General features: G+C 36.2%; 15 protein-coding genes and 2 pseudogenes. 16 read left to right on the top strand and 1 reads right to left on the bottom strand.

The window, feature by feature from the left end; translation table 11 throughout:
* Nucleotides 1-59: 59 nt before the first annotated feature.
* From ACSU6B_RS22585 to ACSU6B_RS22575, 3 genes are all read left to right on the top strand, one after another.
* Nucleotides 60-1,457, top strand: coding sequence for a glycoside hydrolase family 1 protein (locus ACSU6B_RS22585; protein ID WP_410888524.1), 1,398 nt, complete (start codon nt 60-62; stop codon nt 1,455-1,457).
* 72 nt (nt 1,458-1,529) lie between these two features.
* Nucleotides 1,530-2,900, top strand: coding sequence for an MFS transporter (locus tag ACSU6B_RS22580; RefSeq protein WP_410888523.1), 1,371 nt, complete (start codon nt 1,530-1,532; stop codon nt 2,898-2,900).
* 159 nt (nt 2,901-3,059) lie between these two features.
* Nucleotides 3,060-3,452, top strand: coding sequence for a YidH family protein (locus ACSU6B_RS22575; RefSeq protein WP_410888522.1), 393 nt, complete (start codon nt 3,060-3,062; stop codon nt 3,450-3,452).
* Nucleotides 3,453-3,570: 118 nt separating this feature from the next.
* Here the strand turns inward: ACSU6B_RS22575 and ACSU6B_RS22570 are convergent, their stop codons facing one another.
* A complete protein-coding gene (locus tag ACSU6B_RS22570) occupies nt 3,571-3,930 on the bottom strand; it encodes a winged helix-turn-helix transcriptional regulator (RefSeq protein WP_410888521.1) in 360 nt (119 codons plus the stop codon).
* A gap of 179 nt (nt 3,931-4,109) precedes the next feature.
* Here ACSU6B_RS22570 and ACSU6B_RS22565 point away from each other — a divergent pair, with 179 nt between their 5' ends.
* From ACSU6B_RS22565 to ACSU6B_RS22505, 13 genes and pseudogenes are all read left to right on the top strand, one after another.
* Complete coding sequence (locus ACSU6B_RS22565) at nt 4,110-4,979, top strand: NAD-dependent protein deacetylase (protein WP_410888520.1); 870 nt, start codon at nt 4,110-4,112, stop codon at nt 4,977-4,979.
* 85 nt (nt 4,980-5,064) lie between these two features.
* Nucleotides 5,065-5,925 carry a hypothetical protein gene (locus tag ACSU6B_RS22560; protein WP_410888519.1) on the top strand — a complete coding sequence of 287 codons (861 nt, stop codon included), beginning with the start codon at nt 5,065-5,067 and terminating at the stop codon, nt 5,923-5,925.
* Between the two features lie 26 nt (nt 5,926-5,951).
* On the top strand, nt 5,952-6,539 hold the full coding sequence (locus ACSU6B_RS22555) for an HD domain-containing protein (RefSeq protein ID WP_410888518.1): 588 nt from the start codon (nt 5,952-5,954) through the stop codon (nt 6,537-6,539).
* A 50-nt stretch (nt 6,540-6,589) separates the two neighbouring features.
* Complete coding sequence (locus tag ACSU6B_RS22550) at nt 6,590-8,056, top strand: nicotinate phosphoribosyltransferase (RefSeq protein ID WP_410888517.1); 1,467 nt, start codon at nt 6,590-6,592, stop codon at nt 8,054-8,056.
* Nucleotides 8,057-8,212: 156 nt separating this feature from the next.
* The gene (locus ACSU6B_RS22545) at nt 8,213-8,392 is read left to right on the top strand and encodes an aspartyl-phosphate phosphatase Spo0E family protein (RefSeq protein WP_410888516.1); all 180 of its coding nucleotides are present in this window, start codon (nt 8,213-8,215) and stop codon (nt 8,390-8,392) included.
* A gap of 50 nt (nt 8,393-8,442) precedes the next feature.
* On the top strand, nt 8,443-8,985 hold the full coding sequence (locus ACSU6B_RS22540; RefSeq protein ID WP_410888515.1) for a cysteine hydrolase family protein: 543 nt from the start codon (nt 8,443-8,445) through the stop codon (nt 8,983-8,985).
* A gap of 27 nt (nt 8,986-9,012) precedes the next feature.
* Complete coding sequence (locus ACSU6B_RS22535) at nt 9,013-9,231, top strand: DUF896 domain-containing protein (RefSeq protein WP_410888514.1); 219 nt, start codon at nt 9,013-9,015, stop codon at nt 9,229-9,231.
* A gap of 28 nt (nt 9,232-9,259) precedes the next feature.
* Entirely contained in the window at nt 9,260-10,138 is an 879-nt protein-coding gene (gene hslO, locus ACSU6B_RS22530; RefSeq protein WP_410888513.1) for an Hsp33 family molecular chaperone HslO, read from the top strand.
* 107 nt (nt 10,139-10,245) lie between these two features.
* Nucleotides 10,246-11,162: pseudogene (gene mnmA / locus ACSU6B_RS22525) on the top strand (tRNA 2-thiouridine(34) synthase MnmA); the annotation flags it as partial.
* A pseudogene (locus ACSU6B_RS22520) lies at nt 11,149-11,343 on the top strand (IS3 family transposase); the annotation flags it as partial. The pseudogenes mnmA and ACSU6B_RS22520, both read left to right, overlap by 14 nt.
* Nucleotides 11,344-12,173: 830 nt before the next feature.
* The gene (locus tag ACSU6B_RS22515) at nt 12,174-12,437 is read left to right on the top strand and encodes an ArsR/SmtB family transcription factor (protein ID WP_168243889.1); all 264 of its coding nucleotides are present in this window, start codon (nt 12,174-12,176) and stop codon (nt 12,435-12,437) included.
* A gap of 80 nt (nt 12,438-12,517) precedes the next feature.
* Entirely contained in the window at nt 12,518-13,612 is a 1,095-nt protein-coding gene (locus ACSU6B_RS22510; protein WP_410888512.1) for an alkene reductase, read from the top strand.
* Nucleotides 13,613-13,739: 127 nt separating this feature from the next.
* A complete protein-coding gene (locus ACSU6B_RS22505; protein ID WP_410888511.1) occupies nt 13,740-14,930 on the top strand; it encodes an MFS transporter in 1,191 nt (396 codons plus the stop codon).
* Nucleotides 14,931-15,056: the final 126 nt, after the last annotated feature.

The raw sequence follows: 15,056 nt of genomic DNA, 5'->3' as shown, positions 1-15,056 counted from the left end.
GGGATTGGCTGCTCGAAAGGGCACCCAATCCCAATATAAAAAGAGAGGAAGTTAGAGTAATGGGTTTTCCAAAAGACTTTTTATGGGGCGGTGCAACTGCTGCAAATCAATGTGAAGGCGCGTATTCAACGGACGGCAAAGGATTAAGCACTGCAGATGTGATGACAGCAGCGGCTCATGGTGTTCCTAGAGAAATAACAAACGGTGTTGAGGAAGGAAGATATTATCCTAGTCACAATGCTGTCGATCATTATCATCGTTATAAGGAAGATATCGCATTATTTGCTGAAATGGGGTTCAAATGTTATCGCATGTCCATTGCTTGGGCAAGAATCTTCCCAAATGGGGATGAAGAAGTACCCAATGAAGAGGGTTTAAAGCATTATGATGATGTCTTTGATACTTGCCATCAATATGGAATTGAACCCTTAGTAACAATATCTCATTTTGAGACACCACTTGGATTACTAAATTATGGCTCATGGGAAAATCGTAAAGTAATCGATTTTTATTTGCGGTATTGCGAAACACTTTTTAATCGTTATAAAGGAAAAGTGAAATATTGGCTTACATTTAACGAAATCAATGTCATGTCAACCAAACCTTGGATGGCTGCCGGAGTCAACTCTAATGATGAGCAAGTACGTATGACGGCTGCCTATCATCAATTTTTAGCCAGTGCCAAAGCTGTGCAAATGGCTCACAGAATTGATCCAGTTAATAAAGTGGGAATGATGTACAATGGACACGTTGCTTATCCAGCAAGCTGTGATCCTGAAGACCTACAAAGAACGAATGATTTTATGCATAAGATGCTTTTTTATAGTGATGTTCAATGTCGCGGCTATTATCCAGCTTATAAATTAAAGGAATTTGAACGTGAAGGAATCGTTTTACCTGTTCAAGATGGTGATTTAGAAGATTTGAAGAATGGTACGGTTGATTTCTTATCTTTTAGTTATTACATGACTCATGTTGTAGGAAAAAATTCTCCTTTAGTTTTTAACGGATTAAATGGTGTTAAAACAGGTTACAAAAATCCTCATCTACAAATAAGTGAATGGGGCTGGGGAATAGATCCGATGGGTCTCCGTTACTTATTAAATCTTCTATATGATCGTTATCAAATACCTTTAATGATTGTAGAGAATGGTTTAGGAGCAGCTGATAAAGTTGAAGAAGACGGCAGTATCCATGATTCATATCGTATTGAGTATTTAAGAGATCACATTAAAGAAATGAAAAAAGCGATTGAAATTGATGGTATTCCTTTGATGGGATACACCATGTGGGGACCAATCGATATCATTGCTGCTAGTACAGGTGAAATGAAGAAAAGATATGGCTTTATTTATGTAGATGTAGATGATAACGGAAACGGCACATTTAAACGTATAAAAAAAGACTCCTTTTATTGGTATAAAAAGGTGATTGAATCAAATGGGGAAGTTTTATAGGTTTTTGGTGCTAAAAGAGATTGAGATACTTTTTAATAAATAGTGTTCATCTCAAAAGGAGATGTATGATTCTTGTCACTTGCAAAAAATGTTTCATTCGTTAAAAATCAAAATTTATTAATCGCAGCTATTGCGTTTGGAATTATATTAAACCCATTAAATACATCGATGATTACCGTCGCATTGCCAGAGATAAAAAATGAGTTTTTACTTACATCAAAAGACATTACATGGTTAATCGCTTCATATTTTATTGTTTGTGCGATTTTCTTACCGCTTATTGGTAAAATGAGCGATTTATATGGAAGAAAAAAAATATTTCTGTCAGGACTACTGCTGGTCAGTATTTCTTCCTTTGCTGCTCCATTATCTCAAAATATGCCGTTTCTGTTAGGAATGCGAGCCATACAAGCAATTGGAACTTCGGCTTTATATCCTGCCGGAATGGGAATTGTTCGTTCTTATATTGAAAAAAACCAAAATAGAGTGATTGGTTCACTAACGGTCTGTGCTACCACCTCGGCAGCATTTGGACCAACAATCAGCGGACTGTTAATTCAGCAGGGCGGATGGCATGTTATATTTTATGTTAATTTCCCGATTATCATTATTTCTGCCGTCTTGGGTTTGTTTTTTATTCCTCAAGATGAAAAGGGACCTGCCAAAACATTCAAGTGGGACGGAATTGGAATCATTGTTTTCAGTTGTATGATTTCTTTATGGATTTACTTTTTACAAACATTAAAAAGTGGTTTAAGCGTATGGGCTTTAATAGGTTCGATTGCGTTAACATTTTTATTCTATTACTTTGAAAAAAGGAAGGTAGAGCCTTTTATAGATGTACTGTTCTTAAAGAAAAATCTCAACATTTCACTCCTATATATTCAATACATTTTTGCAACATTGATTTTCTTTGCCATGCTGCTTTCTATACCGATGTATTTACAATCTGTATTCTTGCTGAGCTATAAGTTAACGGGGATTATTATGCTCTCACTGTCAATCTTTTCTATCATTAGTACACCACTTGCCACCCGCTGGATCGAAAAGTCAGGATATAAAATCCCTTTACTTACAGGAGTCATTATCGGAGTCGTAGGTATTGTCCTTTTAATGACAATAGACCATAGCTCTCCACTTTACTGGATTTTTATCGTGTTATCCATCATCGGATTTAGCAATGGTATGTTAAATATCGGTTTGCAAACCCTACTCTATTCATTTGTATCTAAATCAGAAACCGGTACAGCTTCAGGTCTATTTTTGATGTCAAGATTTATAGGTAATATCCTTGCTTCCAGTGTATTTGGGGTAATGTTTGCAACTGGAGTCACTGATACCAATCTAAATTGGATGACAGTCATCTTAATTGTTGTGTCTGTTATTCTATTATCAGGAATACTCTTCACAACAAAAAACAAAGGTGTAAAAGGAACTTCCTAGCTAAGTAAAACTGCTAATTTTTAAATGGTTTTTTATTCCAGTAGCTATTTGTAAGGGCAAAGCTAGTAGCTATATTTTTCCTTTATGTTTAAACTAAAAGCTTTTCTTCGAAAAGATTAGGATTTTTGATAGTCTCATGCGAAGGAGGATTTGCTATATATGGAAGCTTTAAAAATAATCAAAGAAAGAACAGAACACAGTGTAAAATATGCTCAGCAGCATTTAGCAAATGAAAGAACTTATCTGGCTTGGATTCGGACTGCTATATCTATAACAGGTGTTGGTTTCTTAACAACTTCTTTACATTTTACTATTAAAATCAGTTCCAATTCTGCTATTAATAATTTGGCGATATTTCTAGGGATTTTCGCTTGTGTTGTTGGCTTTATAACAGCTGTTTTGTCAACTATCGATTACACAAGGAAAAGGAGGGAAATCCAAGAAGGCATATTTATTCCGTCTAACTATTCAATCATATTTATTTCTATTTTATCTTCACTTTTGTTTTTTTTGATTTTTATGTATCTTACTTTCTTATTGTTTAAAACCTAAAAACACACAAAAAAGGTATATTCCTCAAATACTGAGGTACTATACCTTTTTTTTGCTTAGAATCATAGGGTCCTTTCAGTATCAACTCATCAATGCAGCATATCTGCTTTTTTCTCTTTTATTTTTCTTTATTATTCTCCCCCCACTGGCACATTTCTTGGATAATAGGCCAAAGACTTTGCCCTTTTTCAGTAAGGCTGTATTCGACCTTTGGAGGAATTTGTGGATATTCCTTACGATGAACTAAACCATCGTTCTGCATTTCCTTTAATGTAGAACTGAGTGTTTTATAGGTTATCTTCCCTAGCATACGCTGAAGTTCATTATAGCGGACTGTACCGTTTTTTGATAAATGGTAAATAATTAGCAGTTTCCATTTACCGTTGATAATGGAGAGTGTATAGCCAAAAAAAGGTTCTTGGCTTTCAGAAATTTTCTCGTTGATATCAGCAACATTAACCTTGGATCTTTTTATCATTACACTATCCTCCTAGATAGTATGCGTCATTAAAGTACATACTTGTTTACGAATATATAATGACTATATAATACATTCGAGTCCTAGTAAAGGAGGATTCAAATATTTGTTTTTGAGAGAGTGCTATATAAATCAATATTTTCAACTATGAAAAAAATCATTAGGAGGACAAGTTAATTATGTTATCACAACAATATCAAGACAACACATTACTAAAGAAAATCCAAGAAGCTGAGGCGATTGTGGTTGGTGGCGCTGCTGGGATGTCTGAGGCTATTGGACACAGTTTTTATCATACTGATGAAAATTTTCTGAAGCATTTTGGAAAATTTGCAGATAAATATGGTATTAAAAACCTTTTTGAGGGATTTTATTACCGTTTTTCTACAAGAGAAGAACGGTGGGCTTATCTTGCAACTGAAATCAAATTTTTATATGATGCCGAAGCCGGTCGCCCATACCTTGATTTATTGCAACTACTTCAAGGCAAAAATTATTTCATTGTTACGACGAATCAAGACTCACAGTTTTCCAAGACTTTCCCTGAAGAAAAAGTTTCCCCAATTCAAGGGGATATGCGTTATTTTCAATGCGGCTCCCGTTGCCATGATCAGGTTTATTTTAATAAAGAGCAAGTTGAGAACATGTATGCAAACATAGATGGAACCAGAATTCCAACAGAGTTAATTCCGTTTTGTCCAAAGTGCGGGCAGGAAATGGAACCATGGGTGCGCTCTTATGTGTTTCTGGAGGGTAGCTCTTACAGAAGGGAATTAATGAAATACAATGAGTATCTTATAAAAAATAAAGATAAAAAGGTTCTCTTTCTGGAATTAGGTGTAGGAACCATGACACCGATGTTCATCAAAGAGCCATTCTGGAACATGACTTACAGTTGGCCAGACGCATTCTATATTACCATCAATCCAAAGGACGCATTGTTGCCAAGGGAACTGAAGGGTAAGGGACTCGCCATTCATGAAGATACTGCCGTGGTATTACAAGATGCTTTGAACGAGAAAGCAAAAAGAGATACGGATATTGGATAAGTACTGAGCAATCCAGCTCGCATATGTAAGGAATACACGAATTCATACACAGATTCAACAAAATTTTATAAAAATGGAGGATCATATGGAAGAGAAGTATCAAGAAGTTTTAAGCAAAATCAAGGAGGCTGACAGTATTGTAATCGGCGCAAGTAACGGACTCGCCATTTCGGAAGGTTTTAATATTTTTGCAGAGGATTTGTCCTTTCTGGAACATTTTGGCGATTTTCGTAAAAAGTATGGTTTTCGTAGTATCCTACAGGGATCTTTTTATCCATATCCTTCCGAGGAAGAAATGTGGGCATTTTTCAGCCGTATGTACGCCTACTTTTTAAACAACAAGGAAGCTAGTCCTGTTATGAAGAACCTTTATGAACTGGTGAAGGATAAAAATTATTTTGTGGTTACCTCTAATACAGATTCTCATTTTACACTGGCAGGATTTCAAAAGGAACGCCTTTTCGAAATAGAAGGCAATAGTCGGTATTTGCAATGTTCTCATGGTTGCCATATTCGAATTTATCCAGGTGACGAAATATTGAGTAAAATGGCCCAACACCAAGAGAATGGAAAAGTCCCTCTGGATCTTATTCCTAAGTGTCCAGAGTGTGGCGGCTCAATGCAAGTCCATGTCGAAATCGATCAGAGTTTTCTAAGGGGTGAGGCATGGCAAGCAAGCTTTCAAGCTTATCAGGATTTTATCGATAATGCTCATGGCAAAAAATTAGTCCTGCTGGAATTAGGCGTAGGTGCTAGAAATCAAATGATTAAAGCCCCGTTTATGAATTTAACGAGTCTTGAGGAAAATGCGACCTACATTACTTTTAATAAAGGATCCGAGCTTTATATTCCAGATGTAATTGCTTCAAAATCTATTGGTATCGACGGTGATATTACGGAAGTGTTAGAGCAATTAGTTCAGTTCAAATTAGCTAATTTTAGCTAATAAGAAAACAGAGGAGGAATGGAAAGGTGTTTCTAGTAAATACTCTGAATAATCCTATCTGCCAACCAATCAAAAAGCCTTATGAACGATGGTATAAATTCATGGAGCAAAACGTAGTGTTTTGGCTGCCGGATAGTGAATGGCATACGAAAACCCATTGCGCTCGCGTACTGTTACTGGCGCTCCTCATCGGACATCAAAAAGGTCTGAGTGAGGAGGAAAAGGACGCACTGGGGATGGCGGCTGTTTTCCATGATTCCCGCCGCCTTGATGATGGGATTGATAAAGGACATGGTAGTCGTGCGGCAGAGTATTACAAAGATTTTTGCCGTGAGTACGATTTGCACTTTGATGCTAAAACCTACTACATCACCTATTATCATGACCAAGATGATTCGCTTGGTTTGGCAGAGATTGCAAAGTTACCTACTCTTAGTGAACGAGGGGTGCTGCTGTATCAGATATTCAAGGATGCTGACGCACTGGATCGTTTCCGTCTGGGTCCTGATGTGTTGAATGTAAATTTTCTTCGGACCGAAGAAGCACATCGACTTGTTGACTTTGCTAAAGATCTCATACAGAAAAGTAGTGAAAATATAGAGAGAAAAAACTAATTATCGTGAGCAAGTCCGACCGTATTTTGTTAGTTTAGGAGGAAAGTAGTATGCACAAGTATATCGATGATAGCTTCGCCCTTCATACGGACTTGTACCAAATCAATATGGCAGAAGCCTATTGGGAAGACAACATTCATACGAAAAAAGCTGTATTCGAATTGTATTTTCGAAAATTACCATTTGGAAACGGATATGCGATCTTTGCCGGACTGGAACGAATCATTGAATATCTTCAAACTTTTCATTTTTCTGAAAGTGATTTGGATTATTTAAAAGACCTTGGCTATCAAGAAGAATATGTTGATTTTTTGCGAACCGTACGTTTTACAGGAAATATTCGTGCCATGAAAGAAGGGGAAGTTGTATTTGGCAACGAACCCATTCTTCGTATCGAAGCACCGTTAATCGAAGCGCAACTCATCGAGACGGCATTGTTGAATATTGTAAACTATCAAACACTCATCGCAACCAAAGCTTCTCGAATCAAACAAGTCGCAGGTGATCAACCCGTCTCAGAGTTTGGAACAAGACGCGCACATGAATTCGATGCTGCATTATGGGGTACAAGAGCTGCTTATATTGGAGGATTCTCTAGCACAAGTAATGTTCGAGCAGGAAAACGATTCGGACTTCCTGTCTCCGGAACACATGCCCATTCCTTTGTTCAAGCTTATGGGGATGAATACACTGCTTTCCATAAATATGCAAAACGGCACAAAAATTGTGTCTTCTTAGTGGATACCTATGACACGCTAAAATCAGGTGTTCCTACGGCAATCAAAGTAGCCAATGAACTGGGGAACACCATAAATTTTGCAGGCATTCGGTTAGATAGTGGGGATTTGGCTTACCTTTCCAAAGAAGCAAGAAAGTTATTAGATCAAGCAGGATTTGTTGATACAAAAATATATGCTTCGAACGATCTCGACGAATATACCATTATGAACTTAAACGCGCAAGGAGCCAAAATTGATGCATATGGAATCGGTACTAAAGCCATAACCGCCTTTGATCAACCGGCATTAGGTGCCGTGTACAAATTGGTCTCCATTGAAGATGACAACGGTAAGATGACCGATACGATCAAAATTTCTTCAAGCCCTGAAAAAGTCACAATACCAGGATTAAAAAAGGTATACCGTATTATCAATAATCTGACGAATAAATCAGAAGGAGATTATATCACCTTAGCCAACGAACAACCAGAAAAAGAAGCAAAACTTCACATGTTTCATCCTGTACACACGTATATTGGAAAATTCGTCACTAATTTTACGGTCAAGGACTTACACGAAGTTATTTTCGACCATGGCACACTTGTGTACGAATACCTACGGGTCCAAGAAATTCAATCCTTTGCACAACAACAACTTGACCTTTTATGGGATGAGTATAAACGTACTTTAAATCCAGCCGAATATCCTGTGGTTCTAAGTCAAGCTTGTTGGGACAACAAAATTAAAAACATAGAGGAAGCAAAAAAACATAAACGATTATCTCTACAAAACAGCTGAAATTAGTATTTTTTTACTCTCTTCTTTCGATTATGTGTTTGGGCGAGGGTGAACATTTCAACTTGAAATAGGTTAATTTGTATGAAATTTAGATTAATGGTTTTTCGTTGTTGTTTTTTGCCCACCCCCACTAGGAAATAGGAGGTATACCTGTTCGTGATTGTAAATGATAGGATTCAAATTTTACGTGAGTTAATGTATGGATATGGGCAGAGGTTTGGTTTATCTGCACCAGAAACTGTAGCAGTATCTCAAACTTTAGATAAATTAATCAATCAATCAATCTTAAAAAAAGGGCGAAATAATTTACAAATTGAAATGTATCTGAACAAATAAAGTATAGAAGGATTGCAATATTAAAATAATTAATTTTGGGGTTGGATTAAATGTCAAAAGAAGCCTTAATAATTGTTGATATGAGTAATGATTTTGTAGCAGATCATGGAACTTTAACTGTTGGTAAGCCAGCACAAGAAGTAGTGCCTTATATTAAGGATTTGGTAACAAGATTTTTAGCTGAGGGAAATGTAGTTGTAGTAACAATGGATGCACACCAACTAAATGACCCACACTTTGAATTATGGACACCACATAATATTGTAGGAACAGAAGGGCAACAATTGTACGGAGAATTATATGATTGGTTTCAAAAAAATAAAGATAATGAGAGTGTAATGTATACGCCTAAAACGAACTATAATGCATTCTTTAAAACAGATTTGGCTGAAACTTTGAGAAATTTCGGAGTAGATAAGGTTCATACTGTTGGAGTATGTACAGATATTTGTGAATTTTTAACAGTTGCAGGAGCAGACGCAGAAGGATTCAAAACAGCCATTCATAAACAAGGTGTAGCAGCATTTACGGACCTTGGAGAAACAATGGTAAACCATATGAAACTTTGCTTCCATACTGAAATTATTGATTAAACGAAACCAAATAGGTTGGTGAAATACATGATTGATTTTTTACAACGAATTAATGAACTAGCGAAAAAGCAGCGTGAAGAAGGTTTAACTAATGCTGAAAAAGTCGAGCAACAGGTGCTTCGAGAAGATTATTTACGTGCAATACGTGGACAAGTGCTCAATACTTTCTCAAAGATGAAGGTATTGGATCCACTTGGGAATGATGTAACACCCGAAAAAGTCCGAAATATAAATACAAAAGAATAAAAGCATATATAAAGAATGGGAGATTAAAGTGAAAGATTATTTAGTAAAAGCCATTGCTCACAATAAACAAGTGCGTGCATATGCCGCTATTACAACTGAAACGATCGAGGAAGCAAGACGCCGCCATGATATGCTAGCAGTCTCTTCCGTGGTTTTGGGACGTTCAATGACAGCAGGAGTCATACTTGGTGCTATGCTAAAAGGAGAAGAAAAACTAACCATAAAAATGAATGGCGGCGGCCCAATTGGGACCATCCTTGTTGATGCAAATGCCAAGGGTGAAGTGAGAGGGTATGTTTCAAATCCTCATTCCTACTTAGTGGAGAGTCAGCAGGGTTTACTTGATATTAAATCAGCGGTGGGCACAAATGGAATCCTTTCCGTTACCAAAGATATTGGCTTGTATCACCCGTTCATTGGCCAGGTTCCCATTGCTTCGGGTGAAATCGGTGAGGATTTTGCTTCTTATCTACTGCATTCAGAACAAGTCACTTCCTCTGTTGGCGTTGGTGTCCTAGTGAACCCGGACTTTACCATTCAAGCAGCTGGAGGTTTTATTATTCAGCTGATGCCAAATACAGAAGAAGAGACCATTGGTTTCATAGAAGAACGTTTACAAACGATGCCTTCCATTTCTTCGATGATTGGGCAAGGTATAACACCAGAACAAATACTTCAACAAATACTTGGTGAAGAAAATGTCAGCGTTCTTGAAACAATGCCAGTTGAATTTCAATGTGAATGCTCTAGAGATAGAATCTCAAACGGTATTTTAAGTCTAGGAAGCGAGGAAATCCAAGATATGATAAATACGGATGGACATGCTGAAGCACAATGCCATTTTTGTAATGAAAGCTACTATTATAGTAAAGATGATTTAGAAAAATTATTAAAAGTGTGCATTTAAATAGAATAAAAAGGAAATGTAAACCATATTATAGTCTTTTCCTTCCCTTGGCATTAGGGATTATTATTTATGATAGAAAGTATTATAGAAAGACAGGAGATAAACAAATGGAGAAAGCACCAAAAGACACACGTGTAGTTGTAGGAATGTCAGGCGGGGTTGATTCTTCCGTTGCAGCACTGCTCCTAAAAGAGCAAGGCTATGACGTAATAGGAATATTCATGAAGAACTAGGACGATACGGACGAATTTGGTGTTTGTACGGCTAAAAAAGACTACGTGGACGTTATCCGCGTCTGTAATCAACTGGATGTTCCCTATTATTCCGTAAATTTTGAAAAGCAGTATTGGGACAATGTATTTACCTACTTCCTGGAAGAATATAAGGCTGGTAGAACGCCGAATCCTGATGTGATATGCAATAAGGAAATCAAATTTAAGGCATTCTTAGATTATGCATGAGCCTTGGAGCCGATTATGTGGCTACAGGACATTATGCACGATTGGTCAGAGAAAACGGGAAAGTTCACATGTTAAGAGGGAAAAATGAAAATAAGGATCAGACTTATTTCCTTAATCAATTAAAGGAGGAGCAGTTAAGTAAGGTATTATTCCCGATAGGCGATATGGAAAAACCAAAAGTAAGGGAATTAGCTGCCAAAGCTAATTTGGCGACAGCATCCAAAAAAGATAGTACAGGTATTTGCTTTATTGGTGAACGAAATTTCAAAGAGTTCTTAAGTGGTTATTTGCCTGCTCAAAAAGGGATTATAGAAACATTGGACAGAAAAGTGATTGGACATCATGATGGATTAATGTATTATACAATCGGACAGAGGCGTGGATTGGGGATTGGGGGAGATGGAGATCCTTGGTTTGTAGTCGGAAAGGATCTAGAAAGGAATGTACTATATGTTGAACAAGGCTTCCACCATGAATTCCTATATTCAGACAGTATCATAGCAAATAATGTAAGCTGGATTTCAAAAGAAGCTATGCCTAATACATTTGAATGTACTTCAAAAAGCCACCTTTAAAATTATCAAGACAGAGTTTGTAAAAGGTATATATTTTGAAAATTTAGAACGGTTAAAATTGGAATTAGATGATTATGTTCATTGGTTTAATCACATCAGAATCCACGGGACACTTGGATATTTAAGCCCTATGGAATATAAAAAAGAACACCTTAAAAAAATTGTCTAGTTTAGTGTTGACATACTAGAAACAGGCTTTGGCTTAAGGAGGTGCTTTCACTACTAATCTCCCTCGTTTCGAATACGTGATAAAAATAAATGAAAGGGTTTCTCGTTATAATAAATGAAGAAATAGTGTAAGCGACTTTGTGATTCCTAAGAGGATAAACAAGGTCGCTTACTGTCGTTGTAAACTCTTTTTTACTATTTCCATAACGCGTAAATTATTTAATTAAATCTCTAGCAACTGAAGAGGTTTAGTTTGATTAAAAGTTTGTAATTCTTTTGATTTAACTAGTTCGACCTTTTTTGAGTCCTGGTTTACAATTTCACAGTAACCGGAGCTATATGTGTACATTATTTTATATAGTTCTCCTTCATATAATACAACGGATCCATTTTCTAATTTCTCTAACAAGCAGATACTCCCCCTTTTTAATCCTCTTTCTTTAATAATTAATTATAGGAATATCCCTTATATATGTAAACCTTATTTTCTTTTTGGTTAACAATTAACTTTATTTTACATCATATACAAACCTAGTTTACATAAACCTAACTTTCGGAAGTTGGAAAAAATGATAAATCTACCTTTCAAGGAAAAAAAGTAACCAACACCTTCACTCGTTAAGTATCCTTTGTAGGGAACTTTCCGGTTGGATGAGGGGTTCATTAAATGTTTACTCAAATATATACATAAAACAAAGGGGCACTAATTCAAGAATTTTAAGTGGTCAACCAAAAAAATTATTTTTCTTGACATGGGATTTCTATTTAAATACAATATTTCTATAAATACTGAAATATGTATTTATATTTTTTGGAAGGGGGTCATCCTTGGTGAATGATGATATTGCAGTAAAAGTCTATAAGGCACTGGGTGAAACAACACGTTTACAAATAGTTAAAGTTTTAGCAAAACAACCGGAATTAGCTTGCCATGAAATGAAAAATCAAATAAAAGTGTCGGCCAATTCAACTTTGACACATCATTTAAAACCATTACTCGATTGTGGATTGCTTTCCGTTCGCAAAGAAGGTACCTTCCGATATTATAGTTTACAACGAGAAGTCCTTGAACAATACGCTCCCGCTTTACTTTAAACAGAAAGCGGAATATTTTTAATCTTTATTTCAGTATTTATAGAAATACAGAATAATAGAATTGAATGGGGGAAAATCATATGAGTCAACTAAGCAAAGATCATAATTGGAATCTGAAAAATGGTTTAGAAAGTAAACTTTTTGAACCTATAAAAATGGGAGCATGGAATTTACGCTCTCGTACGGCGATGGCTCCTTTAACAAGATGTTTTGCTGATGATCAAACTGGCGTAGTTGGAGATGATGTGGTGGAATATTATCGAAAACGTGCTGCTGACGGAATCGGATTAATTATTTCAGAAGGAACAGTAATTAGTCCTAGAGGAAAAGGCTATCCTGGAATTCCTGGAATTTATTCTGAGGAACAAATTAAAGGGTGGAAAAAAGTAACTGATGCTGTGCATAAAGAAGGCGGTACGATAATTGCACAAATTTGGCATGTAGGACGCTTATCACATCATGAACTTACAGGAAACTTGCCACCGCAAGCCCCATCGGCCATTCCTGCTGAAGGATTAGTATCTCGTTTTCGTAAGCCATATGATATCCCTGAAGAGATGACAATTGCGGATATAAGGGAAGTTGTAAGTCAATATGCGCAGGCGGCAAAAAATGCAATCGAAGCTGGATTTGATGGGGTAGAAATTCATGCTGCACACGGATATTTAATCGATCAATTTAATTCAGACATAACGAATCATCGCACTGATCAATATGGAGGTATTCTAGCACTAAGATTAACATTCATGAAAGAAGTAATAAGAGCAGTTATAGATGCCATTGGTACTGAGAGAACGATGATTCGATTTTCTGCTCATAAAGCTGATGTTCCAAAGTATATGTGGGAAGATCCAGAAACGGCCATTCGTACATTTGTTGAAGCATTTAATGAAGTTGGCGCTACTTTACTACATCCATCAATCATGCAATTTAATAGAGTACTTGCTGATGGAAAAACAATGCATCAATTAGTACGCAAATATTGGGATGGAGTGATTGTTGGGGTTGGCAGTCTAGATCCAGAAATGGCTGAACAAGCTTTAGAAGTAGGGACAATTGACGTTGCAGCATTTGGACGTCCATTAATTTCAAATCCGAACTTTCTTCATCGTTTGAAAAATGGTGAAGAATTAGAAGAATACGATGCAAAGAAACATCTAAATATTTTAGTATAAATAGTGAATCCATATGAAAATGGAAAAATAAAGGAAGCTTTTGATTGAGCTTCTTTTTATCAATTTGGTATTTCTGTATTTATAGAAATATTAAATTAGTGTAAAAAAATGGAGAGGGAAATTATACATGTCAAATAACGGGAAAATTTATATTTTAGCAATGATTAGTTTTTTAGTCGGTACATCCCAATATATCATTACAGGTATTTTAGATAAAATGGCAGATGCTTTAAGCATTTCTATTGAAGCTGCTGGTCAGCTTATTACCGTTTATTCGCTAGCTTATGCCATAGGTACACCTATTCTAATGGCATTATTGGCTAAAATGGAAAGACGTAGGTTACTTATTTATTCTTTGAGTTTCTTTATACTAGGGAATATACTCTCAGTAATCATGCCTGGTTATGGCTTGTTTATGATTGCTCGAATTATTATGGCTTTAAGTACAGGGGTAGCAGTTGTTACTGTTTTAGGTTTAGCAGCAAAAATTGCACCTGCAGATAAAAAAGCGAGTTCAATTGCAACTGTTGTTATGGGATTTACAACTTCGTTAATAATAGGTGTACCTATTGGTAGATTTATTACATCTGCTTATGGGTGGAAATTTGTCTTTCTTGGTGTTGCTCTATTAGTGTTTATTGCAATATTTATCATTTTACATTCAATCCCACGAATAATGGGGGATGAACCAATTCCTTTAACTAAACAAATTGTAATGTTGAAAAAACCCAAGATTACACTAGGTTTATCAATAACGTTCTTCTTAATGGCAGGTTATGGAGTTGTATTTACTTATTTATCTCCTTATCTTATCAATACTGTTGGAATGAGTGATCACCTTTTAAGTATAGCTTTACTTGTTCTTGGAATCGCTAGCTTATTTGGATCTAAATTCGGAGGCTTCAGTGCAGATAGATGGGGTATAGTGACTACCTTAAAAAGAGGATTAGTACTTAATATCATTTCGATGATCTTGCTTTCATTCGCATCAAGTTCTTTAATCGCAGTTTTTATGATTCTTATCATTTGGTCATTTGCAGGGTGGTCTTCAGGTGCTACACAACAATATAATTTAGCAACAATTCATCCAGAATCTTCTGATGTCTTACTAGGTCTGAATCAGTCAATGATGCAATTAGGATTTGCAGTTGGGGCAGGTCTAGGAGGGCTAGTAGTTGGGCAATTATCAGTATCATCGATCACTTGGTTTGGAGCTTTAGGAGTTGTGTTTGCTCTAGTTACAACCTTTGGCTTATCACGTTACTTGATTCGTGAAAATGTAGTTAATCAAAATTTTAGAGCTCATAAAAGAGCGTAATCTAATTTCGAATAAATGAACTTACTCCTGCACAAATAAGTAAAATCACTACTGGAGCGTTGTTTCGTTCAATTGATCGGCATGGAAGTATCAAGGAAAGGCTAAGTGAAAAATCCGTAGCTCATT

It is taken from the genome of Neobacillus sp. C211 (assembly GCF_051842875.1).
Lineage (GTDB): Bacteria > Bacillota > Bacilli > Bacillales > Cytobacillaceae > Neobacillus.
Note: the sequence above shows the minus strand (reverse complement) of the source record. Positions and strands in the feature narration are given on the sequence as shown.